The organism is Malaciobacter mytili LMG 24559, assembly GCF_003346775.1.
GTDB classification, from domain to species: Bacteria; Campylobacterota; Campylobacteria; order Campylobacterales; family Arcobacteraceae; genus Malaciobacter; species Malaciobacter mytili.
Window position 1 is genome coordinate 652,127 of the sequence record NZ_CP031219.1, and the last position, 26,599, is coordinate 678,725.

Below are 26,599 nucleotides of genomic sequence, written 5' to 3' on the forward strand. Positions count from 1 at the left end.
ATTAGGAATTTTAATGAGTGAAAAGTACGAACCATCAAAAATTGAAGATAATTTTTATAAAATTTGGGAAGAAAGAGGATATTTTGAAGTAGATGGAAATAAATCTATTCAGCAAAAAGATAAAAATTTTGCAATTATGATGCCTCCACCAAATGTAACAGGAAGTTTACATATAGGTCATGCACTTACTTTTACCCTTCAAGATATTATTACAAGATATAAAAGAATGGATGGGTATAAAACATTGTGGCAACCAGGAACTGACCATGCTGGTATTGCTACTCAAAATGTAGTTGAAAAACAACTTTTAGCTCAAGGTACTACAAAAGAAGAATTAGGAAGAGAAAAATTTTTAGAAAAAGTTTGGAAATGGAAAGAGTTTTCTGGTGGAACAATTGTTCATCAAATGAGAAAACTTGGTGTTACTCCAGCTTGGTCAAGAGAAAGATTTACAATGGATGAAGGTCTTAAAGAAGCAGTAAAAGAGGCTTTTGTTCATTTATATAATGAAGGTATGATTGTTCAAAATAACTATATGGTTAATTGGTGTACACATGATGGAGCCTTATCTGATATTGAAGTTGAGCATGAAGAAGTAAATGGTAAATTTTATCATATGAATTATCACTTTGCTGATGGTAGTGGCTTTGTAACTGTTGCTACAACTAGACCTGAAACATATTTTGGTGATACTGCTATTATGGTTCATCCTGAAGATACAAGATATACAAATATTGTGGGAAAAGAAGTAGTTTTACCTCTTACAAATAGAAAAATTAAAATTATTACTGATTCGCATGTTGATATGGAATTTGGAACAGGAGTTGTAAAAGTAACTCCTGCTCATGATCAAAATGACTATGAAGTTGGTATTAGACACGATTTAGAGTTTATTACTTGTTTTGATGAAAAAGGTATTTTAAATGATTATTGTGGAGAATTTGCAGGACTTGAAAGATTAGAAGCAAGGGCATTAATTGTTAAAAAGCTTGAAGAAGAAGGTTTTATTGTAAAAATCGAAGAACACAATCATCAAGTAGGACATTGTTATAGATGTAAAAATATTGTAGAGCCTTATATTTCTAAACAATGGTTTGTAAGAAAAGAAGTAGCAAGAGGAAGTATTGAAAAGACTTATGCTGGACTTACTCAATTTTTCCCTGCGCACTGGATAAATTCTTATAGAGCATGGATGGATGATTTAAGAGATTGGTGTATTTCTAGACAACTTTGGTGGGGACATAGAATACCTGTATTTTATTGTGATGATTGTAATCATCAATGGGCTGATAAAAAAGATGAGCCAGAAGCTTGTCCTCATTGTGCAAGTAAAAAAATCACTCAAGACCCAGATGTTTTAGATACTTGGTTTAGTTCAGGATTGTGGGCATTTTCTCCTCTTGGTTGGGGAAATAATGAAAAAATGAAAAATTGTTTTTCAGACTCTGATTTAAAAGACTTTTATCCAAATTCTTTACTAATTACTGGGTTTGATATTATGTTTTTCTGGGTTGCTAGAATGATGATGATGGGTGAACACTTTATGGGTGAATTACCATTTAAACATATTTATATGCATGCTCTAGTAAGAGATGAAACAGGTGCTAAAATGTCTAAATCAAAAGGAAATGTAATTGACCCTCTTGATATGGTTGAAGAGTTTAGTGCAGATATTGTAAGATTCTCTTTAGCATATTTAGCAGTTCAAGGAAGAGATATTAAACTTGGTAAAAAACATCTTGAACTTTATAGAAACTTTACAAATAAATTCTATAATGCTTCAAACTTTTTATCTTTAAATGTATCAGTTTTCCCTGATTTAAAAGATATTGAAGTAAAAACAGCTTTAGGAAAATATATGCTATCAAAACTTTCAACTGCAGTTGATGAAGTTAGAGAAAATTTAGATACATATAAGTTTAATGAAGCAGCTTCTAGTTTATATAGATTTGTATGGAATGAGTTTTGTGATTGGGGTATTGAATACTCTAAAGCTTCAAAAGATTCAATTACAGAATTAGGAGCTATTTTTAAAGAGACATTAAAATTAACTTCTCCATTTATGCCATTTATTTCTGAGTACTTATATCAAAAATTAAGTGGAACACAGCTTGAAAATAGTGAATCAATTATGGTTATGAATTATCCAAAAGATTTAGCTAAAAACGAAGAAGTAGAAGCTATGTTTGCTATAATTGAAGAAGCAATTGTAAGTATTAGAAGAGCAAAAGTTGTTATTGATATGGGTAACTCTAAAATAGAAAAAGCTTATGTTAAATTAGATAAAAATATAGATAAAGAGTTAGCAAAACCATTTATTGAAAAACTTGCAAAAGTTGAAACTATTGAGTTTGTTGAAACTAAAGTTGAAAATAGTATAACTGATGTTTCAAATAATCTTGAAGTATATATTCCAACTGCGCAAATTGATATGAGTGCAATTATTGATAAATTAACTAAGCAAAAAGAGAAAGCTTTAAAAGAGTTTGACAAATTAAATTCTATGTTATCAAATGAGAGATTTGTTGCAAATGCACCTGCAAATGTTGTAGAAGAAAATAAAAAAGCTTTAGAAGAAGTAAAAACAAAATTAGAAAAAATTGAAAATGAATTAAAAGCTATCTCTTAATAGCTTTTAATTAAGGAGCTAAAAAGTGTATAAAAAACTTTTCTTATCTATTTTTTTTATTACACTTTTTAGTGGATGTGCTAAGCATAATAAAGTAAATGAGCTTTTTCAAACAAATAAAGCAGTAGAAATAGCTAATGATTATAAAGAGATTTTATCTTATTTAAATACATATAAAGTAAAGTTGGATAAAAGAAATCCAAAACAATTTAATAAAGATTTAAAAGTTGCTATTCACAATCAAATAAATAGTTTAAATAATATTGTATCCTTAAAAAATTTTGATAATGAAATACTTATTAATTATAAACAGTATTTAGATATGGCTTTTTCTAGTAAAAATGTCTATTTTAGAAATGATTATCTTATTTTAGGAATGTATTATATGATTTATGATTCTTATTCTTTAAAAGAGTTTCATAAATTTACAGCTTTAAATTACAATAAAGAAAAATTACAAAATCTTTATAAAAATCTTCATATTTTAAGATGGAGAATAAAAACTGCAAAAAATAGTGATGGTAAATATTTATTTCTAACATGGCAAAATAATTGGCAAGTGGAATTTATAAATAAAAATATTAAAAATTTAAATGAAATTAATGAATTAACATATATTAAAACTGCAAAAGAAAGTATTTTATCCCCTTCAAATTTTTCTTTTGAAGTTTTAATCTCTTTGATGATATTAAGAGTTGAAGATACTTTAAAAAATATTGGAAGTGAACCCTCTCAGATTACTATTGATACAATTAAATCTTTAGTATTTATTATCTAGATTTTAAAAAATATTTAAGTAAAATGCAATTTAACTAAGAAAATGGAGTTTAATATAAATAAATTATTGTTAATATTTTTCTTTCTTATTAATGTTAATGCCTCTGTTATTACTCTAAAAGAAGATAATAGATATAAAATTTCAACAAAAGATACAAAAGTATATAAAGATGAAACTAAAAACTACTCAATAAATGAAATTATAAGTAGAGTTTTTAGTGATATTAAAAATGATAGATTAAATTTTAAATATTCAGGAAATACTTATTGGTTAAAATTTGATATTAAAAGAACAACTAAAGAAAGTTACTATTTAAAGCTTAATAATACTTGGCTAAATGAAGTAAATATTTATTATGTAAAAAATAAAGAGGTTTTAAAAGAGTATAAAACAGGTTTAAAATATAATCATCATTCAAAAGCTATTAGTTCTAATGAGTTTGCTTTTCCTTTAGATTTATATTTAGATAGTTATACAATATATTTAAAAATAAATTCAGCAAATCCTATTTTATTGCCTTTAGAAATAATTAAAGAAAACTACTTTTTAAAAGAGCAAAATTTTAATACCATTTTTGATACAGTTTTTTATGCTTGTGTAATTTTAATGTTTTTTTACAATCTTTTTATTTATATTATTTCAAAAGTACAGATTTATAAATTTTATCTTAGCTATATAGTAGGAATAATTGGCTTCTTATTATATTATGATGGTTATTTGTTAAGTTTAGTATTTTATGATACTGCTTTGCTAAATGAGTTATTTTCATATTTATTTTTTATTATGATTTTTATTTCAATTTCTGTTTTTTCTTCTATTTTATTTCAAAGTAAAAAATATGCTAATGTCCTTCATAATATTTTAATTTCAAGTTCAATTTATATTATGCCTTTATTGTGTTTATTGGCAATGTTATTAGTATATTTTAATCTTTTAACTTATTTATATTTATTACATAAGGCAATTATTGTTACTTCTATTTTCATACTTTTATTAATTGTTTCAATTACAATTAGGCAATTTGTTATTAATAGGGTAATTGTTTCAAAAGTATATGCTTTTATTTGGGTTATTTTTATGCTTGTAACAATGTTTTATATAATGAATTTTGTTCTTGGAATTGTAGATATTCAATTAATGACAAAAATTTTAAAATTAAATATAGTCTTAGAAGTTGTTATGATGTCTTTATTAATTGCATATAAATTAAAAATAAGTAATGAAGAAAATTTAAAACTTGAATTAAAAAATAAAGAACAAGAACTATATATTTTAAGGCAAACTAGACTTGCTTCTTTTGGAGAAGTATTAAACTCAATTATTCATGAATGGAAGCAACCTTTGCATAGAATAAATATGATTTCTTTAGATTTAGAAATAACTTATAATAAAAAAGGTTTAACAAAAGAGTATTTATATCATCAATTAAATGAGATAGAAACACAAACTAAATATATGAATGATACAGTTACACAGTTTTCTGATTATTTCAATCCTAAAAAAGAAAAAGAGAAATTTTATTTAATAGATTGTGTAAAAGAAGCTATTAAGCTTTTAAGTGTAAAATTTAATAAAAATTCAGTAAACTATCTAATAAATTGTACTGATAATAAAATAAGTACTAGTGGATATAAAAAAGAGTATATTCAAGTTATAATCATATTGTTAAACAATTCAATTGATGCAATAGTAAAAGAAAATATACAGAACCCAACAATAGTTTTTGAAATTTTTCAAAGGGATAATATTCCAATGCTTTGTGTAATAGATAATGCAGGTGGAATTAAAGTTAAACCAATAGATAAAATTTTTGATGCTAATGTTTCAACTAAAGATGAGAAAGTAAACTCAGGAATTGGTTTATTTATTGCAAAAAGAATTATTGAAGATAATATGAATAAAAAGTTAATTTGCCAAAATCATTATGATGGGGCTAAATTTAGTATAATAGGATAAAAAATGAAACTTTTATTTGTTGAAGATGATGAATTATTAAGAAAAAGTTATAGTGTATTTTTAGAAGATCTTTTTGATGAAATTATTGAAGCTCAAGATGGAAAAGATGGTTTAGAAAAATATTATAAATATAGGCCTGATATTATAATGCTTGATATTAGTATGCCTCATATAAATGGTATGGATGTAATAAAAGAGATTAGAAAAAATGATAATGATGTAACTATTATTATACTTTCTGCTCATAGTGACAAATCATACCTTTTTGATGCTATAGAGTTAAATATTTTTAAATATTTGGTTAAACCACTACCTAGAAGCTTATTTAAAGAAGCAATAGCAAAAGCAATTGCAAGTCGAAGTGAACATGAAAAAAATGATTTAATCTACTTAGATGATGGCTTTGTATGGGATAGCTTTAATAAAATTTTAAAAAAAGATAATGAAACTGTTGATATTACAAAAAATGAATATAAAATACTTTCTAAGTTTTGTAATAAAGATATTCACTATTTTACTTTAATGGATCTTTTTAATTGTATTTATGACTATAGTGAAGAGTTTAATGAAAATAAAATAATGATGATTTTAAAAAGATTTAGAAAAAAGACTTCTACTAAGATTATTAAAAATATCTATGGAATGGGATATAAATTTAATATAATTAATCGATAATAAAAAAATATTTTATAAAAAATAAAATAATTTATATAGTGACTTTCCTATGACTTTCATTTAATATAATATAAAGATAGTTTAAATCATAGGAAAAAATTATATGATAGTTTTAAAAGATGAAATTTATAATAATAGTTCAGTTATAAAACCACAGTCTGCAATTATTTCTAAAAATATAACTCAAAGTACAGAAGTTATATCTTCACTTCAAAACTCAATTATTCTAATAAATAAAGATAAAGAAAATTTTATAAATATAAAAATGAGATTGTATGAAATATATTTAGAAATAAAAAATAAAGAAGAGCTTTTTTTAGTAAATGAAGAGATACAAGATATAATTGATAAGCTTTCAAATAAACAAGAAATAACAAAATATAAAAACTTAATAAAAATGATAAATTTAAATATTAATTTTGATAAAGTATTTAAAAATATAGATGAAGAGATAAGAAAACTAAATAAACTTGAAGAGCTTTATTTTTATTCAATAGAGGAAATCTCAAACTCAATTAAAGAATTTTTAAAAACAAACTATAAAAGTCAGATAGATTCTTATGAGGAATATACAACTTTTAGTAAAAAAAAAATTAAAGAAATAAAGGGTAGTTTTTTATTTTCTCAAAGTAATGTTTTACAAAACTATCTTTTTGATTTATTGTAAATAAGTAAAGAAGAAACTCTTCTTTAAACTTATTGTATAAAATTTTTAAGTATTCTTTTATATCTTTTTTCACTATTACATTGAATTAAGAGCATATCATTCTCTTTTAAAATAGTAGAACCTGTTGGTTTTATATAATCATTTTCTCTTTTTATTAATAAAATTAAAAAATCTTGGGGTAGTTTTAATTCAACAATACTTTTCCCTAATACTATAGAGTTTTTCCCTATATAAAACTGTTTTAATGTATTTAAAAGTAAAGGTGAGACTAAAACATTATTCTTTTTAGCTTTTATTGATTCAACTTTTAATATTTTTGCCATAAAAGGTAAAGAAGTTCCTTGAATTAAAATTGAAGATAATACAATAAAAAATACAGTATTAAAAATCAAATTTGAGTGTTCAAAATCTTTTAAATATGGATAAGTGGCCAATACAATAGGAACTGCTCCTCTTAATCCAACCCATGAGATAAATAACTTCTCTTTAAATTTAAATTTGCTAAAAGCCATACTTAAAAAAACACCAATAGGTCTTGCAATAAACATTAGCCATAAAGCAATTGCTAAACCTTGAAAAGCAACTTCAGGTAATTGTGAAGGAAATACCAATAATCCTAAGGCTAAAAAGACTGTAATTTGCATTATCCAAGATAATCCATCATGGAAACCTACTAAGTTTTTCTTGTGTACAAACTCTTTTGTATTTGCTACAATTCCAGCAATATATACAGCAAGGAAACCATTTCCTCCTAAAATTGAACAAGAAGCAAATAAAAGTAAAATCCATCCAATAGTAAATACAGGATATAATCCATAAAAATTTAAGTGGATTTTATTTAGGATTTGTGGTAGTATTATTCCAAATACATATCCTAAAACTGCACCTATTATAAATTGTAGAAAAAACTTAAAAATCCATGTTGAAATAGTAGCTTCTTGTGGAAAAAGTAGTATTTGTAAAATAGCAATTGTAAGAAAAATTGCCATAGGGTCATTACTTCCTGATTCAAGCTCTAATAGGGGTGTGATTCTTTTTTTTAAAGCAATTCCTTTTGCTCTTAAAATAGCAAATACAGCTGCTGCATCTGTTGAGGAGATAATAGCACCTAATAATAAAGCTTCCAAAAAAGTAAAATCAAATAGATAATAAACCCCAATAGCAACCATAAAAGCTGTAAAAAATACACCAATAGTAGCTAAAATTATTCCATCTTTTAAAACAGGTTTTATAGCTTTCCATGTGGTATCAAGTCCCCCACCAAAAAGTATAAAAATTAGTGCTAAAGTTCCAATATTTTGTGCAATTTCAACATTATCAAAATAAATACCTAAAATTCCATCAGAGCCAGCTAGCATCCCCAATGCTAGGAAGATAAATAAAGAAGGAATACCAAATTTAGTAGAGAGTTTACTAGCTACTACACTAAGAAGAAGTAAAAAAGCAGTTATAAGTAAATATATTTCAATTGCTTGCATTTTTTCTCAAATTTATTTTAATCTATATGCTAAAGTATATAAAACAGGTATATAAATTAGATTTAATACTGTTCCCCAAGCAAGCCCAAATCCAAGTGCTATTGCAATTGGTTGGAAAATTACAGCTTGTCCTGTTGGGAAAAATATTAAAGAACTCATTCCAATTAAAGTTGTAACTGTTGTTAAGATAATAGGTCTAAACCTTTTTGTTGCCCTATAAAAAACTTGTTCAATCTTTTTTGCTTTTTTTAGGTAAGTCATCATAATAATTCCATCATTTATAACCACTCCTGCTAAACCTAAAGAACCAATAATTGATGGCATTGTTAGATTTAATCCCATTATTTCATGACCTATTAAAACCCCTAAAAGAGAAAAAGGAATTACACTCATAAGTATAAAAGTCTCTCTAAATGAATTAAATAGATACAACATTGATAGCATAATTAGTAAAAGAGATAAAGAAGTTGCATAAAGCATATCATTTTTTAAATCTTTTTTCTTTTCAGCTTCTCCTTTAAATACTAGTTTAATATCATCTTTTTTAATTTTATCTAATATTGGTGCAAGTTTATCTAATACTTCTGTGGCAGTTATTATTTCTGGATTAACATTTGCATATACATAGAAATTTTTTTCTGTATTATCTTTTACAAGTTGTTCAAATGATTTAATTATATTAAAATCGGCAACTTCATATAATCTTACAAATTTTCCATTTGTAAGGGGAATTTCTATATTTTTAAAGTTATCATAATTATCTTTATTGATACTTTTTATTTTTATATCAAGCATCTCTTTTTCATCAAAAGATACACCTTTTTTCTTTTCTAAATATAAATTTGATAAATAAGAACCAATATAAGTCTCTGTAAGACCTAATTTTTCTCCATATTCATTAATTCTTAATTTAATCTCATCAATACCAAATTTTAATGAATTTGAAGCAGAAACTATACCTTTCATATTTAGTAATTCTTCTGTTAGTTTTTGAACATTTTTTATAATTAATTGATTATTATCTGAAATTAGACCTATTTTAATATCTGATTTTACAGGACCTACTTTTCTTTCTAGAACTACTAGTTCATTTAAATTAAATTTTTCTTTATATTTATTTTGTTCTAGAAATTTTTTTAATTTTAAAGCTATATCTTTTGATTTTTCTGTTCTTGTTCTTCCCTCACTATCATAATAAAAACTAAGATATGGAGTGATATATTTATCTAAAAAATTCATCTCTTTTTGTTTTTGAAGTTCAACTGTCATATACATAACATATGGAAATCTTTCAGTATTATTTCCTGTATCTCTTCTAAATCCAGCAGTTGAGTCTATACTTCTAATAAAAAATTCATCTTTTTTATTTATTAAATCAGCTTCTATTTTTTGAACTATTGCATAGGCTTGTTCTAAAGTAGTATTTTCATCTGCTTTTATTGAAATTTTTATATCTGTAGCATCAAATTTTGGAAACATTTGAAACTTTGAAGTTGCAATAAAATATGCAGTTGCAAGGGGAACTAAAATAATAAATAAAGTTAAAAAGCTTTTTTTCCATCTCATAAAAAAATGAATAATATCACTATAAATTTTATTTGCTTTTTCCCATGAAGTTACTTTTGAACCATTTTTTAAAGTATGGGCTGCATGAATTGGTAAAAAGATAAATGATTCTATTAATGAAGCAACTAAAAGTGCAGATAAAGCAATAGGTATAAGCTTCATAACTTCTCCCATTGTCCCACTTATCATTAATATAGGTAAAAAAGAAAATAAAGTTGTAAGTGAAGCAATAGAAACTGGCATTACCATCTCTTTTGCACCCATTATGGCTGCTTCTTTTGGTTCATATCCCTCTTCAATATGTTGTTGAATATTTTCACTTACAACAATAGCATCATCCACTACAATTCCAATTGCAATTAAAACTCCAACCAATGAAATCATATTAATTGTATAACCAAAAAGATACATATAAATAGCTGCAATAACAAAAGAAGTTGGAATACCAATAGCAATAATAGCTGACATTCTAAAATTTATAAGTAAAGCAACTAAAATTGTAATTAATATAATTCCCAGTAAAATATTTGAAATTACAATATTTAATCTATCTCTAATTCTTTCACTATTATCATCTGCAATAGTTATATTTATATCACTATTTTTTTTATTTGCAATTTCTAGTAGTTTTTTCATATCATCTGAAACTTTAAGTGCATCTGATGTTTCTGATTGTTCTACTGATAAAGATAGGGCATTTTCTCCATTAAATGAAAAAAGTGTTGAAGCATCCTCATATTTTTTTTCAACTTTTGCAATATCTTTTAAATATAGTTTTTTATTATTGATTTTTATTAAAATATTTTCAAAATCTTTTGCATTTTTAGCTCCATTATATGTTGAAATATAAAAATGCTTTTTATTTCCTTCTATTTTACCAATAGGAAAAATATATGAAAGGTTAGAAATTACATTAAAAATATCACTTTTATTTAAATCTAAAGCTTCAATTTTTCTATCATCTAATTGTATTTCAAAATATTTATCTGAATCTCCAAAGATAGTCACATCTCCAACACCAGCAATTCCTAATATTTTACTTTTTAAATCATCAGCAAAGGGCTTAAGTTGGTCAGTAGTATATTTTTTTGATGTTAAAGCAATATCAATTAGGTTTTTATGCCTTTCCATAACATTAACGCTTGGTTCGTCCATATCAGAAGGAAGATTAGATTTTACAAGGGTTACACTATCTTTTACTTTATCTGCAATATTATATCTATTTTGTCCCTTTTCTAATTCTAAAACTATTGTAAAACGATTTGGACTAATAACTGTTGTAATATTATCAATTCCATTAATATTTTTAATATTATCTTCTATTTCAGAAACAGCCATTTTATCTAAAATATCAACACTTGCTCCGCTATATGATCCACTAACACTAATCATATCCAAATCAAAATTTGGAAAAATCTCTTTAGGTGTTTTTGAGTAAGACCAAATACCAATTGCAAATATTAAGAAAAATAAAGTATAGTTCATACGAGAATTTTCTACAAAAAATCTTAAAAATTTTTCAAACATCTATTACCTTTAATTAAAAAAGACATTATAAATAATAATTATTAATAAAGAATTAACATTTAGGAAAAGCTATCTTAAAAACTGCACCAGTTTTAGTATTTGCAGCTTTAATTGTACCTTTTAATCTATTTTCTATTAATCTTTTTGTTAAGGCAAGTCCAATTCCACTTCCATTATTTTTCTTTGAAGAATAATCTATATGAAAAAGCTCATCAAAATTTTTATTTTTAATTCCGCCTGCATTATCTTCTATCATAATTATAATAGTATCTTTAGTATCTTTTATAGTAATAAAAATTTTTCTATTATTTTCCTTAAAATGAATTAGTTGATATATCGCATTTTCTAGTATTGACATTAATGAATTTGATAAACTACTTTTATATCCATAATATAAAATTTCATCAATCTCTTTTATTATTTCAATATTATTATTTTCAATTTTATTTTTTAACATTCTTAAAATTGAATCAACTTCTTCTTCTATTATAAATTTTTCTTTTGAAACTGGATTTGCATAAAAATTATAAATATCATCCATTGTATGATTTAAGAATTTAATACTACTTTCTATTTGAGGTAAAGTATTTATAAAAGTATTTTCAAAGTTTTTTCTATCTAAATTATGGGTTGCTTTTAGTAAAAATACTTGAGAACCTAGTTGTGAAATAGGAGTTTTCCACTGATGAGTTAAATCTGCAATTGTTTGTCCCATTGTTGAAAATCTTGATTGAGAAATTAGTAATTGTTCATTTTCAAGTCTTTCTTGCTCTATTTTTTTAACTTTCATAAATAAAGCAAAAGATAGAAAAATAACATCTACTATAACACCCAGTGGAATAAAAATCCAAATATTATTCACATGTTCAAAATATCCAATTGAAACAAATACTCCATAAAAAATTAATGTAAAATATAAAAGTTGAGCTAAGAAATAAAATCTAGCTCCCGGAAGTTTATGATACATTGCCCAAAATGAAACAAACAATAAAGTAGGAATAGTTGCCGTTGTAACAAAATCAGTATATTTTGTAAGGTATCTTAATTGAGCATTTTCAATTGAAAATAAAAATAATACAACTATACAAATATTTATATAAAATAAAAGTATTAGATATTTATATAATAATCCATCTTTTCTTGGTTTAAAAAAGAATATAGGAAATAAAATTACAAAAGCTTGAGCTAAAAAACCTGTTGACCAATTTATATTATGAAGAAATTTGATATTAAAAGAACTAAAGAATTGATAATAAAACCCATTTATATAAATTTGGTATATTGTAAAAAAGATCAACATAAATACATAAATTAAAAAAGAAATCTCTTTTATACTAAAATAAATAATAGTATTGTATAAAATTAAAGTAACAATTATTCCAATAAAAAATCCCCATGCAACTGCTTCAAAAGTTGCTGTTTTTATATAGCTATCCCTATCAAAAATCTTCCAAAAAGTTGAAATACTACTATAACCTTGATGCATAATATAAATAGTAAATTCACTATTTTTAGGAACATCTAAAATAAAAGTGCTTTTTCTTGTTTGCATTTCTCTTAATTGTATACTTCTATCATCTCCTAATTTTATCTTTCTATATGGCATATTATTTTTAAAAATATAAATATCAATAATATCTAAAAGAGGTCTATCATTTTCAAAAAAAAGTTTTTTATTAAAAGAAGATAAATTTTTCAATGAAAGTCTAGTCCAAATCTTATCTTTTGTAGCTTTATAATTAGTCTTTTTTATATGAGTAAACTCTTTTAATAATATAATATCATCAATTGTAAGCTTAGAAGTTTTATCTATATAAGTATATTGATATTTTGAAGTTTCAATTCCTGAAAGTTTTATATTATCTTCAATTATAAAAGTATTTGAAAATAAATAATTAAGTAAAAGAAGATTAATAATAAGTATTTTTTTTATCATTGATTTTCAACTTTTAAAGAATAACCTAAATTTCTATCGTTTTTTATTAGATCTTTTCCTATTTTCTTTCTTAGTCTATAAATTACATTTTTTAGAGCATTTTCATTTATATATTTATCTTCATAAATAATAATTGCAAGTTCATCTTTTGTAATGATTTGATTTTTTTTATTTATAAAATACTCGAAAATCTCTATTTCTATATGTGTTAAATAAATCTCTTTATTATCTATAAACAGCTTTTTTGTTTGAAAATCATAAGTTAATTTATTTGAAATTGTAAATCTTAAAAAATTATTCTTTTCCAAGTGATTTTTGCATAAATGTAAAGTATCTATAAGCTTATTGTATTCTATGGGTTTTTCTAAATATTGAGTTAGATTTAAAGGGATACATTTTAAAAGCTTTTCTTTATCTGTATAATTACTTAATATTACAATAGGAACTTTATAACATACTTTTCTAATTTCACATGTAAGCTCATATCCATCAAATATTGGCATAATAAAATCAGTTAGGATAATATTTGGAGTATATCTTTTAAAAAGCTCTAAAGCTTCTTTGCCATTAGAAGCAATATAAACTTTTGAGAAAAGCAGTTTTAATATTTTGCTAATATTTTCTTGTATTATTAAATTATCTTCAGCATATAAAATAGTTAAGTTTTTAAATTCATTATTCAAAAAAGGCCTTATTAAAAATAATTGAAATTATTACAAAAAAAAGTGTCAAAAAATATTATAGTATATTAAAATAATTTTAGAATTAAATAAAATTAGTTTAAATAATTATTTCTAAAAATAGTAAATATAGATTTTTTCAACTATTTGTAATATTGATGAATCTTAATATCATTTTGTTTGTGGAAGTTGTGAAAGAAAATAGTTTATGAAGCTATCTACTAGCTCCATAAACATCTAATTTTTCAATTGTTTTAAAATCTTCATCATCTTTAACATTTTCTGCAAATAGTTTAATATTTAATAGATTTGTCATTTCAACCATTGCTTCAATAAAACTTTGTTTTGAAGAGTCATTTTTAACATTATTTGTATATTCTCTTGCAAGTCTAATATAATCTAAATTTAAATCTTTTATATTATCAAGAGGTATAAATTTTGATTCAAATCTTTTTATAATTATTTTAGCACCTAAAGAGTGTATAACATCTACAAAATCTTTAAATTTGTAAATATCTTTTGTAACTGCATAAGCAGTTAATGAAAATACTAATTGTGGCACTATTTCTTTATATTTTATTAAAGTCTGTCTTAGCCATAAAATAAAGTTTAAATCATCAATTGAATCAAGAGATAAATTAATTGAAATTGAGTGTTTAATATTTTCCATTTTTATATCACTAATTACTTTTGAAATAACTGCTTTATCAAAATCTACAATTTTTTCATATTGTTCAGCAATTGAGACAAAAGTTCCAATAGGTATATCATTGTTGTCTAAATCATAGGCTTTTGTAAAGGCTTCTTGCATTACTATTTGCCCTTTATTCTCTGCATTTAAAACTTTTGCATCATTAATATAACTTATTTCAAATCTTTGATTATCAATAATATCAAAAATTAAACTTCTCCATACATTCATATCTCTTACTAAATCATCACTATCTCTAATAAAAGCTTCATTTGGACCAATTAATTTAGCTTTTTCATAGGCTTCATTTGCTGCAAGTAGCATTTGTTCTGTTGTGCCAATTGGATTAAATGGTGTTGCTCCTATATGAGCAATTTCATTTTTTCCTATTTCATTTGAAAGATTTTCAAACTCTCTTTTGATTGTTAATGTAAGCTCTTGGGCCTCTTCATAATTTAAACCATCTGTAATAAGTGCAAATTCAGAACCATAAAATCTATAAGCACTAATATTTGCATTTTTACCTGCTTTACACTCTTTTAAAATTTCTGCAAATTTTTTAATAAAGTTATTTACTTCACTTGGAGTGTGTGTTTTTGCAAAATCTCCTAAACTATCTATTTTTATACTAAAGATATATCCATTAGATTTTGAAATAAACATCTTTTTCATATCTGTTTCAAAAGTCTGTTTTATATTTAATCCTGTTAATTCATCTTTAGATAGTTTTTGTGTTAAATTTTCTAAATTTCTATTTAATTTACTAATTACAGATTCAATTTTTGCTGACATTTCATTCATAGAAATAGCAACATTTTTTATTTCAGTTGTCCAAGGAAGTTTATCAATTGTTTTAAAATTTCCCATTGCAATATTTTGTGCAAGTTTTTCAATATTTTTAAGAGGTTGTAAAATATATTGTACAAAAACAAATAAAATAAGCATAGAGATTAAAAAAGCAAAAATAGAGTAAATAATTCCACTTTTTGCTTGTTCATATAGTTTTGCATATGCATCTCCTGCATTTGCACTTACATATATTGTTGCGGTTGTTTTCCATCCATCACTAATTTCACTTTTCATCTCATATAATTTTATAGAAATAGTATCTATAAACCATTGTGGAACATAATCAAACTTTTCATCTCTAGTAACTTTTGCAATAGTTTTATCCACATTAATAAGTGCAAAAGTTTTAATACTATCTAATCCTTTTGAAGCTATAAATTCTACTTTAATTTCATTTGAGTTTAAATCTTTATTTGCAATAAAAGTATAAGTTTTAGTTTTATCAAAACTATTTTCACTATTTTCTTCTAAAGCTTGTAATTCTTCTAAAAATTCTAATTGAGTATTATTGTCTTCTATCTTTCCATATTTTTCATCAACTTCTAATTTTGAAATTTGCCAGCTATTATCTATTGTTTTATTATTTGATAAGGAGATTAAGTCTTCTTTTTTTATTTGGAAAAATGAGTCTTCTAATCTTATTTCCTTATAAAATCCACTATTTGCAATTGCACTAATAATAGATTGTATTTCAGGATCATTTTTATCTTTCATTAGAGTTTTTAAACTCATTCCTAAAGAAGTAGCAGTATCTTGTGCTTTTGTACTAGCTTCAGTTTGCAAATATTCTTTTGTATTTTTTACACTAATAATAAAATTACCAGTAAAAATCATCAAAAAAATAAGTGAAATAATAATATATAGCTGTTTTGATAAAGACATTTTTATTCCTTTAAAATCTACTCATTAAATCTTTCCAAGATTCAAGATTATTGTTTCCTACTCTTTGTGAAGTTTGCCCTTTGTTTTGAGCTCTCCACAATCCACTAGCATTAAAACTATAAACTGGTTTTAAGTCATTTCTTTTATTTGCTAATACCAATTTTTTATTTACATTATCTAAAACAATTGGTGTAGAATCAGGTGTATGATAATATGTAAGTACCATATGTGCTTGTTCAAACTTAGAATTTTTTCTAAGTAACTTAACATAAACAATTCTTAACTTATCATCAGGAATTCCCAATTGTCTTAAAGTATAGTATTTAGCAATAGCATAATCTTCACAATCTCCAGCACCAGTTCCTAAAAACTCAAAAGGACTAGCCCAATAATCATTTTTGCCCCAATGAACAGAGTCAAGTTTATAAGTAATTTTATTGAAAAAATCATTTACCATTTTAAGCTTATATAAAAGCTTTTCTTTTTTTGCATTTTCAATTAGATTATCCCATAAAGTAAGTCTTTGAGAAGCTTTTTCTCCATACTTTTCTTTAAATTCATCAAATTTACTTTGGGTAAAGTTTTTAGGGACTGTTGCAGTAGAAAAAGAGATAAAGCTAGAAAAAATAAGAACAATTGCAATAAATGCTTTTTTCATCACTTTACCTCTACTAGAATTTATAACTATGTAGATAGTATAAATAAAACTATTTTAATAACTTCTTAACACTCTCTTCATCTATATGATTACTATCATATTTAACTACGATTATATGCTCAGTTTCATTTATATACCACTCATCAATATAAGTATTGTTATTTAGGTTTTTACCATTTTCTCTTTTGTATTCATCTAGATTTAAATATGCCATTTTTTTCTTAGCTGGATTTGGCATAGTTGCAATTAGTATTATCCATACTAAACAAATAATAGCAATTGTAATAACTAAAGTACTTAAAGATACATCTTCAAAAAAGATACCACCTAATAATCCACCAATAAAAGTTCCTAAATATCCACTTGAGTTAAATATTCCAAGAACTAATCCTCTTTGATGAACTTTTGCAAATTTTGAAGCAAGAGATTGCATAATTGGCTCATGCATATTAAATCCTGCAAAGAAAATCACAACACCAATAACAAATAAAACTGCACTACTTGAAGTTCCAATAATTAAATATGAAATAGCAAAAAATGCAATTCCAATCATTAGAACTTCTTTATATTTGCCTTTTTTCTCGGCTAATATTGCAGCTGGAGCCATAGATAAAACCCCAACAATCATTGAAGGTAAATATACTTTCCATAATTCACTAAATTCCCATTGAAAGTTTTTTATTAAAACCATAGGAATAATCATAAACGCAAATGTCATTAAGCCTTTTTGTAAAAAGTTTGTAATATTCATTTTTATTAAATTAGTATTTGAAAAAATTTGACTTAAATTTGCTTTTGCATTATATGTATGTGTGATATGAGGAGGGTTTGGAACACCTTTAAAAAGTATTACAATAGAACCTAAAGCTAAAATCATTGTAATATAAAAAAGTGTACTAACCCCTGCAATTGCACCAATTGTAGGACCAGCAAGCATAGAAATTGCAAAACTCATTGCTATAAATCCACCCATTACTGCCATTGCTTTTGGTCTTTGCTCTTCTTTTACTATATCACTTATCATTGCAGTTACTACGGCACCAATTGCACCTGCACCTTGTAAAAATCTTCCTAACATTAAAGTTAAAATATCATCAGCAATTGCACAGAAATATGAACCAATTGCAAATAATAAAAGCCCTGTAACAATAGTACCTTTTCTTCCTAGCTTATCACTCATAACTCCAAAGGGAACTTGAAATAGCATTTGTGTTAAAGCATAACCTCCAACAACAATACCAACTATCTCAGTAGTAGCTCCTTTTAGATTTATAGCATAAGCTGATAATACTGGTAAAACTAAAAAAAGACCTAAAAATCTTAATGCTATAATTGAACTAAGAGGAATAATTGACTTAATCATATATAAAATCCCAAAATTTAAAATAGGCAAAGATTATATATTAATAAAGTTAATAAGATGTTAAAAAACTACACTTCTAGGAAGCTTTAAGAAAAGTTATAAAGCTAGTTTTTTTATAGTTTTAATATAATATGAAAAAATTTAAAAGGGATTTTATGCGAATAGTTTTAGCAACAGGAAATAAAGGTAAAATTGAAGAGTTTAAAAAACTTCTACCAAAGCATGAAATAGTTACATATAAAGAGCTTTTAGGGGATATTGAAATAGTAGAAGATAAAGATAGTTTTAAAGGTAATGCTATAAAAAAAGCAAAAACTATTTATGATTTATTAAATGATGAAACTGCTATTGTAATCTCTGATGATAGTGGAATATCAGTTCCTGCACTTAATAATGAACCAGGTATTTATTCAGCTAGATATGCTAAAGAAAATGCAACAGACAAAGAAAATAATAATAAACTTATTTCAAAACTAAATGAAATAAATCTTGAAAAAACAGAAGCTTATTATACAGCTTGTATAGCAATAGTTTATAAAAATGAAGTTTATACTGTACATGGTTGGATGCATGGAAATGTTATTAATAAAGAGTTAGGTGAGGGTGGTTTTGGATATGACCCTATGTTTATTCCAAATTCATATGAAAAAACTTTAGGAGAACTTCCTTATGAAGTAAAAAAAGCTTTTTCACATAGAACAAAAGCTTTAAATTTAGCACTTAAGGTTCTTGATGTAATAATATAAGAGTTTTATAAACTCTTATATTATACTCTTTTGCTTTTACAAAAATATCTGCCTTATTTTTATTTATATAGGCTTCTATTATAAATTTATCATCTAATATTTCTATTTTTGTATCCTCCTTTATATCTTTTAAAGTTTTAATATACTCATTCAAAAATTCCAAATGATTTGAAGCTTGTATATATAAATATTGGTTTTTTATATTTATAGAGTTAATGGCTCTATTTTCTAAAAGTTTAATGCAAACAAAACCTAAAATAGATAAAAATAAAAGAGTAAAAAGTAAAGTGAAAGCTTTTTTCATAGTTTAAATACCCACTTTACATAAAGATGATTTTTATATAAAAACTTTATAGTTATAAAATTGTTTTTCTCTTCTATGATAAAGTTTTTTACATTTTCTAAAAATAGACTATTATTAAAATAAAGTTTCTTATCTTGATATTTTAAAAGTTTTTTTATTTTATAAATATTTCTTTTAATAATAAGTTTTGAACTTAATAAATCTATTTTATATATGGCTATTTTTTGGCTATTTAATGAAAATAAATAAATATCTTTTATACTAATAAAAGTATTTATTATAATAATTGAAGAGATAACTACTACAAGTAACAATTCAAAAATAATAAAGGATTTTTTATTTTGGTTCATATTTATATAAAAGTATATTTTTATCTTTATAGATAACTTTTTTAACACTAATAGTTTTAGAACTATTATTAGTTATAACCTCTAAATTTTCTTCTTTTATTGTAAAGTTTTTATCATACTTTTTTAAAGTAAAACTATTTTCTATATTATTTAAAGTTTCAAATAAAGTAGTAAAACTATCATAATAAGTTAGTTTGTAAACTAAGCTTATTACAATAGCTAAAAGTGTAAGGCTAAGTAGGGTTTCAAATAGTGTAAAACTATTTTTTACTAAGCTCGATTGCTTTTTCATGGGCTTCTTGAATAGCTTTTATCATAGCATTTCTAACATTTCCTTCTTCAAGTGCTGCAAGTCCTGCTGCTGTTGTTCCCCCTGGGCTCATAACTGAATCTTTTATAATTGCAGGATGAGTTTTAGCTAAAAGAGCAGATGTTCCTGCAAATAATCCGTGGATTAATTCCACTGAGATATGTCTTTCAAGTCCTGCTTTTACAGCACCATCAGCTAAAGCTTCTGCTACTAAAGCTAAAAATGCTGGGCCACTTCCTGCAACTGCTGTTGCAATATCTAGTTGAGCTTCTGTATTTACCCATACAGTCTTTCCAATTGCATTAAAGATTTCTAATGCTGTTATTTTTGCTTCTTTGTCTCCTGTAATAGTAGTCATTGACATAGATAATGAGGCTGCAATATTTGGCATTGTTCTAATATAATAATTTGCACTAATTTGTTTTTTTAATGTTTCAAGTTTTGTTCCAGCAAGAATAGAATATAAAGTATTTGCTTTTCCTTGTAATCTAACTGCAACACTTTGTAAAGCATATGGTTTTACACAAAATATTATATTTTTATCTGTAATATCTTCTTGGTCATCAATTACTTTTATAGAAATTTGAGGAATTTTATCTTGCATAAGTTTTAGTTTTACTTCATCTCTTCCTATTACTTCTACTTCATAGTTTTTCACTAGTCCTTTAGCTAATGATTGTGCCATGATACCATTTCCAATAAGAGTTAGTTTCATAATTTTGCCTTTTTCACATTTTATTTTTTATAGTATAGCAAATAATTAATAATATATTTTATTTCATATAAGCAACTATTAGATAAAATACTTCTTTTATCAAAAAAGGATTATTCAGATGATTAAAAACTTAAAATTAAAAAACCTATTATTACTATGTTCTGTTGGGGTAATGTTAGCTTCTTGCTCTTCTAAAAAAGAAGGGATTCAAGAGTATGACAGACCAGCACTATATTGGTATAATAAAATGACTAAACAAATTGCAGATTATGATTTAGAAAGTGCTGATGATACTTTTACTTCACTAGAGAGTGAACATAGAAATTCACCACTTTTACCAACATCACTAATTATCTTAGCAAATGCGCATATGGAAGAAGAACAATATGCTTTAGCAAATTTTTACTTAGATGAATATATTAAAAGATATACGATAAGTAAAGAGATTGATTATGTTAGATTTCTTAAAATCAAAGCTAATTTTATGGGATTTACATATCAATTAAGAGATCAACAATTATTAGATGACACAATAGCAGATATTAAAGTTTTTAAAACTACTTATCCACAATCACCTTATATGCCATTAGTAGATACTATTGATTCAAGAATCCATATGGCAAAAGCTAACTTAGATAAAGAAATAGCAGATTTATATAAAAGATTAGGTAAAGATAAAGCTGCAAAAATCTATGAAGAAAAAGCTAAAAATACTTGGGATAAACCAGAAGATATTAAAGATGTGGATGTACCTTTTTATAGAGCAATATTTGAATAATTTTTATAAAATTTAAAGGGAGGAAAATATAAATGGAATTAGAAAATTATGATTCATTTCCACAGCAAATACCATTAATTATAGAAGAAGATATATTTTTATACCCTTTTATGATTGCACCATTATTTTTAAATGATAAAGTAAATATAGATGCTGTAGAAGATGCTATTAATAATAATAAACTTGTACTTGTAACAGTAAGTAAACAAGGTCATGAGAATAGTAGAAAAAAAGAGCATTTTTATGATGTGGGTGTAATTGGGAATATTATGAGAAAAGTATCTTTACCAGATGGTAAAACAAAGATACTTTTTCAAGGTTTAGCAAAAGGGAAAATTACAGATTTCAATGAAGAAACGCCATCTTTTGCTGTTGTTGATTTGCTTCAACCAAAAGAGTTTCAAAAAGAAGCAGTTGATTCAATAATAGAAGTTTTAAGAGAACAAGTTAAAAAACTTTCAAGGGTAAATCCTAAATTTCCTGTTGATTTAATCAAAACAATAGAAGAAAATGATGATGCTGTAAGAATTGCTGATTTAATTTCATCTGTTTTAAGAGTTAAGAAAGATGATGCTTATAGACTTTTTTCTGAAGTTGATGTGGAAAAAAGACTTTTAGATATTATTGAAACTATTAAAAAAGAGATTGAAGCACTTAGAATTCAAAAAGAAATAACTCAAAAAGTAAACTCAAAAATTGAAAAAACACATAAAGATTACTTTTTAAAAGAGCAAATTAAAGCTATTCAAAAAGAACTAGGTGCAGATAATCAAAAAGAAAATGAAATTAAGTCTTATAAAAAAAGACTTAAAAAAATAAAAGAATTTATGCCAAAAGATGGCTATAAAGAGACAAAAAGACAAATAGAAAAATTAAGTAGAATGCACCAAGATTCACCTGATGCTTCACTTCTTCAAACATATATCGAACAAGTTTTAGAAGTACCTTTTGGTGAATATGCAGATGCCAAAATTTCAGTTGCTAATGTGGAAGATCAATTAAATAAAGACCATTATTCTTTATGTAAAGCAAAAGAGAGAATTTCTGAATACTTTGCTGTAAAAGAGTTACTTGAATCAAGAAATATCCAATCACAAAAATCAAGAGGAACTGTATTGTGTTTTGTGGGACCTCCAGGTGTTGGAAAAACTTCACTTGCAAACTCTATTTCTCAAGCTTTACAAAGACCACTTGTAAGAATTGCTTTAGGTGGAATGGAAGATGTAAATGAATTAAGAGGTCATAGAAGAACATATGTGGGAGCAATGCCAGGTAGACTTATCAAAGGTTTAGTTGATGCAAAAAAAATGAACCCAGTTATGGTTTTAGATGAAATTGATAAATTAGGAGCAAATCATAGGGGTGATCCAACAGCTGTTATGCTTGAAGTATTAGACCCTGAACAAAACCATGAGTTTAGAGATTTATATTTAAACTTTGCAATTGATTTATCACAAGTTATCTTTGTAGCAACTGCAAATGATGCAAGAAGAATTCCCGCTGCACTTAGAGATAGAATGGAGTTTATTGAAATTAGTTCATATACTCCAAATGAAAAATTTCATATTGCTAAAGATTATTTAATTCCTCAAGAACTAGAAAAACATGGGCTTAAAAAAAGCGAAATATCTTTAAGTAATACAACAGTTGAAAAAATCATCTCTGAATATACAAGAGAAGCAGGAGTTAGAAACTTAAGAAGAGTTTTTTCAAAATTATTTAGAAAAGCAGTTAAAAAAATAGTTTCAGATGAAAGTATTGATAAAGTAGTTATAAATACAAAAAATCTAAAAAACTATTTAGATAATCCAATTTTTGAAATTGACCCAGCTGATAAAAAAAGTGTTATTGGTGTTACAAACGGTCTTGCTTGGACAGCTGTTGGTGGGGATGTTTTAAAAACAGAAGCTATTAAGTTAAAAGGTAAAGGTGGTTTATCTGTTACAGGAAATATGGGTGAAGTTATGAAAGAATCATCTAAAATTTCATATTCGGTTGTAAAACTTTTAATTGATGATAAAAAGTTAAAAATAGATGAAGAAATTATTCCAAAAACACCTAAAGAAATAGAAGAAAAAGTAAAACTTGATCCAAGTGAAGTATATAAAAGATATGATATTCACTTACATATTCCAGAAGGTGCCACTCCAAAAGATGGACCAAGTGCAGGAATTACAATGGCAACAACTTTTGCTTCTATTTTAACTAATAAAGCTGTAAAATCAGATGTTGCTATGACAGGTGAGCTTACTTTAACAGGAAAAGTTTTACCAATTGGTGGATTAAAAGAAAAATTAATAGCAGCATATAAAGCTAAAATGAAAAAAGTTTTAATTCCTAGAAAAAATTTCCAAAGGGATTTAGATGATATTCCTTATGAAGTTAAAAAAGATATGGAAATTAAGCCGGTTGATACTATAGAAGATGTATTAAAAGAAGCACTTATTTAAGATGAAAAAGGGTGCTAGACCTAGCCAAATAATTAATAACTTTTTTACTTTTGGTACAATAGTTATGATTTCAATAGTCATAACTTTGTACTCAAAATATTTTGGACAAAACCAAAATGAACCACTTCCCCTTCCTTCAAAATTAAAAGTACTAGCTTGTTTTGATGAAAATAGTAAAGTAAGATTTACAAACTCTACACTTTTGCAAGAGGCTTCAAAAGCTTTATCTAAAGGTTTTTATAAAATAGATGGAGGGTATATTAAACCTTTAAATGCAAAGTCTTATATTCAAGAGTATATCTCTTTAGAAGAAATAGATAGTTTTTTTATAGAGTCTATAAAAACTGCTAAAGCTAAAAATCCTGCAAAATATATTACTATTAAATATGAAGTTATTGAAAATGATAAAAATGACACAACTTTAGAAGAAAAGAAAAAATTTAATTTTGGAGCATTACAAACTTCTATAAGATTAAATGGTAAAGAAATTTTATGGGTATTTACTGATTTTAGATTTTTTGATAAAATAGAATTGAGAAAAATCACAGACTGTACAATAAGGACACTTAAAGCTAATGCAAACTAATAATTTTACTATGACAAATATTGTTATTGCTATTACAGTATTAATGTATGTTATTCAATTAAACATTAATTATGGAAGCCTAATTTTAGGGCTAAATATGTATTTAGTTTATGAGGGCTTTTGGTGGCAACCTTTAACTACAATGTTTGCCCATGGTGGAATTGGACATTTGGGTATGAATATGTTTGTTTTATATCAATTTGGAAATGCAGTAGAAAGATATAAAGGGAAAACACACTTTTTTATTGCTTATTTTGTATTTGGTTTATTAACTTCATTTTTAAGTTTTTTATATATTGTTTTTTTAGATAATCAAGTGAATTTAGTGGGTGCTTCAGGAGCAATTTGTGCTTTACTTGGATATATAGCTTTAATAGACCCTTATCAAAGAAAAGGAATAATTACTTGGATTTTACTTATCTCTGTTGCACCAATACTAATAGGCTTACCAATTGCATGGTATGCTCATATTATTGGTTTAATAGTAGGTTATTTTGGTGGAATGATTTTAAGAAGAGTTACTTTATAATATAAGTAAAGATACTCATAACTAATAATACAATAGCCAAACCTATAAAAACATCTTTTAGTTTTACTGTTGGATTTAAAATCCCACAGTAGGGACATTGTCTTTTTTTAGCTTCAATTTCTCTTTGGCAGTTTCTACACTTTTCTATTTTTTATCCTTTTATTTTTTCAAATATTATCACAAATTGAAATATTTTTGGCTTATGTTTTTTTTATTTGATAAAATTTTATTATGTTTTTGCATATGGATTTAGATTGTTTTTTTGTTTCTGCTCATAGAACTTTAGATAAAAATTTAGAAAAGATTCCAGTTGCGGTTGGAGGAAGAAGCAACTTAAATATCTTTGATAAAAAAAAGCAAGTAAGGGCTATTAGTTCTAATAGTGGTGCTTTTGTAAGTTCTATTTTAACGGATGAACCAAATAAAACTTTCAAAGAGTATTTTAAAGATGAAAATGGACGAATAAGAGGTATAATCACAACTGCTTCTTATGAAGCAAGAGCTTATGGTGTTAAAACAGCAATGAGTGTAAATGAAGCTTTACAACTTTGTCCTAAGCTTTTAATGATACCTCCAAACTATCCTTTATATCATAAACTCTCAGAAGCTTTATATGAACTATTAAAAAAAGAGATACCTTTAGTTGAACAATTTAGTATTGATGAGTTTTTTGGAGATGTTACAGGGTATATTGAGGAAGAAGAAGTATATGAGTTTGCAAAAAAATTAAAACAAAAAATAAAAGATGAACTTGATTTACCAATTTCTATTGGAGTTGCCCATTCAAAGTATCTTTCAAAACTAATTACAGAATTTGCTAAACCTGATGGTATAAAATATATAAAAAAAGAACAGATGAGAGAGTTTATTAAAGATATACCAATTGAAAATTTTCCAGGTATTGGAAAAGGCTATGCTTCAAAACTAAAAGGCTATGCAATTAAAACTTTAGGTGATATTGAGAGTAAAAAAGAACTTTTTTACTCTTGGAAAAAGCCAGGAATAGATTTATATAATAGAGTATGTGGGATAAATGATAGAAAACTTACAACTTCAAGAGATAAAAAATCCATAGGAATAGGCAGAAGTTTTGATGCTATTTATGATAGGGCTGAAATTCTAAGACGAGTAATGATTCTTTGTAGATATTTATGTTTTTTGGTTAAAAAAGAACAAGTAAATCCTTTAAGTTATGCAATAAAAATAAAGTATGAATATAATATAAAATCAAAAAATTATGTAAATGTAAATAGAGTTTTTAATGAAAGTGATTTTAAATTAAAAGTAAAAGAACTTTTTATAAAAAGTGATAATCATCCACGACATGGTATTATTCAGTTAAACTTAACAGTGTATAATTTTGCAAATTCAAATTATACTTATAATCTTTTTGAGTATGAAGAGGATTTAAAGAAAAAAGAGCTTACAAATAAACTTCAAGCACTAAGAGATAAGTTTGGAATAGATATTATAAAAAGTGCTTCAGAGTTGTAATG

General features: G+C 25.1%; 22 protein-coding genes. 11 read left to right on the forward strand and 11 right to left on the reverse strand.

The genetic code is table 11. The features are described 5' to 3' along the window. Window positions 1-13 precede the first annotated feature (13 nt). The 5 genes from AMYT_RS03335 to AMYT_RS03355 all read left to right on the forward strand — a co-directional run bounded on the left by AMYT_RS03335 (window position 14) and on the right by AMYT_RS03355 (window position 6,705). Window positions 14-2,629, forward strand: coding sequence for a valine--tRNA ligase (locus AMYT_RS03335; protein WP_114841141.1), 2,616 nt, complete (start codon window positions 14-16; stop codon window positions 2,627-2,629). A 25-nt stretch (window positions 2,630-2,654) separates the two neighbouring features. Then, a complete protein-coding gene (locus tag AMYT_RS03340; RefSeq protein WP_114841142.1) occupies window positions 2,655-3,407 on the forward strand; it encodes a hypothetical protein in 753 nt (250 codons plus the stop codon). 42 nt (window positions 3,408-3,449) lie between these two features. Beyond that, window positions 3,450-5,363: a sensor histidine kinase gene (locus tag AMYT_RS03345; protein WP_114841143.1), complete on the forward strand. Its 1,914-nt coding sequence runs from the start codon at window positions 3,450-3,452 to the stop codon at window positions 5,361-5,363. A gap of 3 nt (window positions 5,364-5,366) precedes the next feature. Further along, window positions 5,367-6,038 (forward strand): response regulator transcription factor, encoded by a 672-nt coding sequence (locus AMYT_RS03350; protein ID WP_114841144.1) that lies wholly within the window; start codon window positions 5,367-5,369, stop codon window positions 6,036-6,038. 103 nt (window positions 6,039-6,141) lie between these two features. Continuing rightward, window positions 6,142-6,705, forward strand: coding sequence for a hypothetical protein (locus AMYT_RS03355; protein WP_114841145.1), 564 nt, complete (start codon window positions 6,142-6,144; stop codon window positions 6,703-6,705). 29 nt (window positions 6,706-6,734) lie between these two features. On the opposite strand, the gene AMYT_RS03360 is transcribed toward AMYT_RS03355, so the two are convergent. The 7 genes from AMYT_RS03360 to AMYT_RS03390 form a co-directional block, all read right to left on the reverse strand. Then, on the reverse strand, window positions 6,735-8,183 hold the full coding sequence (locus tag AMYT_RS03360) for a potassium/proton antiporter (protein WP_191287681.1): 1,449 nt from the start codon (window positions 8,181-8,183) through the stop codon (window positions 6,735-6,737). Window positions 8,184-8,195: 12 nt separating this feature from the next. Next, complete coding sequence (locus AMYT_RS03365) at window positions 8,196-11,276, reverse strand: efflux RND transporter permease subunit (protein ID WP_114841146.1); 3,081 nt, start codon at window positions 11,274-11,276, stop codon at window positions 8,196-8,198. A 52-nt stretch (window positions 11,277-11,328) separates the two neighbouring features. Further along, window positions 11,329-13,212: a 7TM diverse intracellular signaling domain-containing protein gene (locus tag AMYT_RS03370; RefSeq protein WP_114841147.1), complete on the reverse strand. Its 1,884-nt coding sequence runs from the start codon at window positions 13,210-13,212 to the stop codon at window positions 11,329-11,331. Beyond that, the gene (locus AMYT_RS03375; RefSeq protein WP_114841148.1) at window positions 13,209-13,895 is read right to left on the reverse strand and encodes a response regulator transcription factor; all 687 of its coding nucleotides are present in this window, start codon (window positions 13,893-13,895) and stop codon (window positions 13,209-13,211) included. Before AMYT_RS03375 ends, AMYT_RS03370 begins: the two co-directional genes overlap by 4 nt. A 211-nt stretch (window positions 13,896-14,106) precedes the next feature. After that, a complete protein-coding gene (locus tag AMYT_RS03380; RefSeq protein WP_114841149.1) occupies window positions 14,107-16,314 on the reverse strand; it encodes a bifunctional diguanylate cyclase/phosphodiesterase in 2,208 nt (735 codons plus the stop codon). Window positions 16,315-16,324: 10 nt separating this feature from the next. Continuing rightward, window positions 16,325-16,972 (reverse strand): transglutaminase-like cysteine peptidase, encoded by a 648-nt coding sequence (locus AMYT_RS03385; protein ID WP_114841150.1) that lies wholly within the window; start codon window positions 16,970-16,972, stop codon window positions 16,325-16,327. 49 nt (window positions 16,973-17,021) lie between these two features. Then, window positions 17,022-18,335 (reverse strand): MFS transporter, encoded by a 1,314-nt coding sequence (locus AMYT_RS03390; RefSeq protein WP_114841151.1) that lies wholly within the window; start codon window positions 18,333-18,335, stop codon window positions 17,022-17,024. Between the two features lie 155 nt (window positions 18,336-18,490). Between AMYT_RS03390 and rdgB the strand changes: the two genes are divergently transcribed. Continuing rightward, a complete protein-coding gene (gene rdgB / locus AMYT_RS03395; RefSeq protein WP_114841152.1) occupies window positions 18,491-19,081 on the forward strand; it encodes an RdgB/HAM1 family non-canonical purine NTP pyrophosphatase in 591 nt (196 codons plus the stop codon). On the opposite strand, the gene AMYT_RS03400 is transcribed toward rdgB, so the two are convergent. Genes AMYT_RS03400 through AMYT_RS03415 form a run of 4 tightly spaced genes read right to left on the reverse strand, consistent with a single transcriptional unit; the run spans window position 19,056 to window position 20,760 of the window. Further along, window positions 19,056-19,385, reverse strand: a complete 330-nt coding sequence (locus tag AMYT_RS03400) for a hypothetical protein (RefSeq protein ID WP_114841153.1) — start codon at window positions 19,383-19,385, stop codon at window positions 19,056-19,058. The genes rdgB and AMYT_RS03400 overlap by 26 nt on opposite strands. After that, window positions 19,382-19,735: a hypothetical protein gene (locus tag AMYT_RS03405; protein ID WP_114841154.1), complete on the reverse strand. Its 354-nt coding sequence runs from the start codon at window positions 19,733-19,735 to the stop codon at window positions 19,382-19,384. Before AMYT_RS03405 ends, AMYT_RS03400 begins: the two co-directional genes overlap by 4 nt. Continuing rightward, window positions 19,722-20,027: a hypothetical protein gene (locus tag AMYT_RS03410; protein ID WP_114841155.1), complete on the reverse strand. Its 306-nt coding sequence runs from the start codon at window positions 20,025-20,027 to the stop codon at window positions 19,722-19,724. The genes AMYT_RS03405 and AMYT_RS03410 overlap by 14 nt, the downstream gene beginning before the upstream one ends. Further along, window positions 19,996-20,760, reverse strand: a complete 765-nt coding sequence (locus tag AMYT_RS03415; RefSeq protein WP_114841156.1) for a pyrroline-5-carboxylate reductase — start codon at window positions 20,758-20,760, stop codon at window positions 19,996-19,998. The genes AMYT_RS03410 and AMYT_RS03415 overlap by 32 nt, the downstream gene beginning before the upstream one ends. A gap of 118 nt (window positions 20,761-20,878) precedes the next feature. Here AMYT_RS03415 and AMYT_RS03420 point away from each other — a divergent pair, with 118 nt between their 5' ends. The 5 genes from AMYT_RS03420 to AMYT_RS03440 all read left to right on the forward strand — a co-directional run bounded on the left by AMYT_RS03420 (window position 20,879) and on the right by AMYT_RS03440 (window position 26,597). Next, window positions 20,879-21,538 (forward strand): outer membrane protein assembly factor BamD, encoded by a 660-nt coding sequence (locus AMYT_RS03420; protein ID WP_114841157.1) that lies wholly within the window; start codon window positions 20,879-20,881, stop codon window positions 21,536-21,538. Between the two features lie 32 nt (window positions 21,539-21,570). Next, entirely contained in the window at window positions 21,571-23,988 is a 2,418-nt protein-coding gene (gene lon / locus AMYT_RS03425; protein WP_114841158.1) for an endopeptidase La, read from the forward strand. Window position 23,989: 1 nt separating this feature from the next. Further along, window positions 23,990-24,574: a hypothetical protein gene (locus AMYT_RS03430; protein WP_114841159.1), complete on the forward strand. Its 585-nt coding sequence runs from the start codon at window positions 23,990-23,992 to the stop codon at window positions 24,572-24,574. Further along, entirely contained in the window at window positions 24,564-25,103 is a 540-nt protein-coding gene (locus AMYT_RS03435; RefSeq protein WP_114841160.1) for a rhomboid family intramembrane serine protease, read from the forward strand. The genes AMYT_RS03430 and AMYT_RS03435 overlap by 11 nt, the downstream gene beginning before the upstream one ends. 231 nt (window positions 25,104-25,334) lie before the next feature. Beyond that, on the forward strand, window positions 25,335-26,597 hold the full coding sequence (locus AMYT_RS03440; RefSeq protein ID WP_114841161.1) for a Y-family DNA polymerase: 1,263 nt from the start codon (window positions 25,335-25,337) through the stop codon (window positions 26,595-26,597). Window positions 26,598-26,599: the final 2 nt, after the last annotated feature.

What these genes read in the sequence shown, in the direction of transcription:
- AMYT_RS03380 (WP_114841149.1), bottom strand. Translation starts at nt 16,314, where the DNA reads ATGTCTTTATCAAAACAGCTATATATTATTATTTCACTTATTTTTTTG.
- AMYT_RS03345 (WP_114841143.1), top strand. Translation starts at nt 3,450, where the DNA reads ATGGAGTTTAATATAAATAAATTATTGTTAATATTTTTCTTTCTTATT.
- AMYT_RS03410 (WP_114841155.1), bottom strand. Translation starts at nt 20,027, where the DNA reads ATGAAAAAGCAATCGAGCTTAGTAAAAAATAGTTTTACACTATTTGAA.
- AMYT_RS03405 (WP_114841154.1), bottom strand. Translation starts at nt 19,735, where the DNA reads ATGAACCAAAATAAAAAATCCTTTATTATTTTTGAATTGTTACTTGTA.
- AMYT_RS03335 (WP_114841141.1), top strand. Translation starts at nt 14, where the DNA reads ATGAGTGAAAAGTACGAACCATCAAAAATTGAAGATAATTTTTATAAA.
- AMYT_RS03415 (WP_114841156.1), bottom strand. Translation starts at nt 20,760, where the DNA reads ATGAAACTAACTCTTATTGGAAATGGTATCATGGCACAATCATTAGCT.
- AMYT_RS03390 (WP_114841151.1), bottom strand. Translation starts at nt 18,335, where the DNA reads ATGATTAAGTCAATTATTCCTCTTAGTTCAATTATAGCATTAAGATTT.
- rdgB (WP_114841152.1), top strand. Translation starts at nt 18,491, where the DNA reads ATGCGAATAGTTTTAGCAACAGGAAATAAAGGTAAAATTGAAGAGTTT.
- AMYT_RS03400 (WP_114841153.1), bottom strand. Translation starts at nt 19,385, where the DNA reads ATGAAAAAAGCTTTCACTTTACTTTTTACTCTTTTATTTTTATCTATT.
- AMYT_RS03370 (WP_114841147.1), bottom strand. Translation starts at nt 13,212, where the DNA reads ATGATAAAAAAAATACTTATTATTAATCTTCTTTTACTTAATTATTTA.
- AMYT_RS03430 (WP_114841159.1), top strand. Translation starts at nt 23,990, where the DNA reads ATGAAAAAGGGTGCTAGACCTAGCCAAATAATTAATAACTTTTTTACT.
- AMYT_RS03420 (WP_114841157.1), top strand. Translation starts at nt 20,879, where the DNA reads ATGATTAAAAACTTAAAATTAAAAAACCTATTATTACTATGTTCTGTT.
- AMYT_RS03360 (WP_191287681.1), bottom strand. Translation starts at nt 8,183, where the DNA reads ATGCAAGCAATTGAAATATATTTACTTATAACTGCTTTTTTACTTCTT.
- AMYT_RS03440 (WP_114841161.1), top strand. Translation starts at nt 25,335, where the DNA reads ATGTTTTTGCATATGGATTTAGATTGTTTTTTTGTTTCTGCTCATAGA.
- AMYT_RS03355 (WP_114841145.1), top strand. Translation starts at nt 6,142, where the DNA reads ATGATAGTTTTAAAAGATGAAATTTATAATAATAGTTCAGTTATAAAA.
- AMYT_RS03350 (WP_114841144.1), top strand. Translation starts at nt 5,367, where the DNA reads ATGAAACTTTTATTTGTTGAAGATGATGAATTATTAAGAAAAAGTTAT.
- AMYT_RS03435 (WP_114841160.1), top strand. Translation starts at nt 24,564, where the DNA reads ATGCAAACTAATAATTTTACTATGACAAATATTGTTATTGCTATTACA.
- lon (WP_114841158.1), top strand. Translation starts at nt 21,571, where the DNA reads ATGGAATTAGAAAATTATGATTCATTTCCACAGCAAATACCATTAATT.
- AMYT_RS03385 (WP_114841150.1), bottom strand. Translation starts at nt 16,972, where the DNA reads ATGAAAAAAGCATTTATTGCAATTGTTCTTATTTTTTCTAGCTTTATC.
- AMYT_RS03365 (WP_114841146.1), bottom strand. Translation starts at nt 11,276, where the DNA reads ATGTTTGAAAAATTTTTAAGATTTTTTGTAGAAAATTCTCGTATGAAC.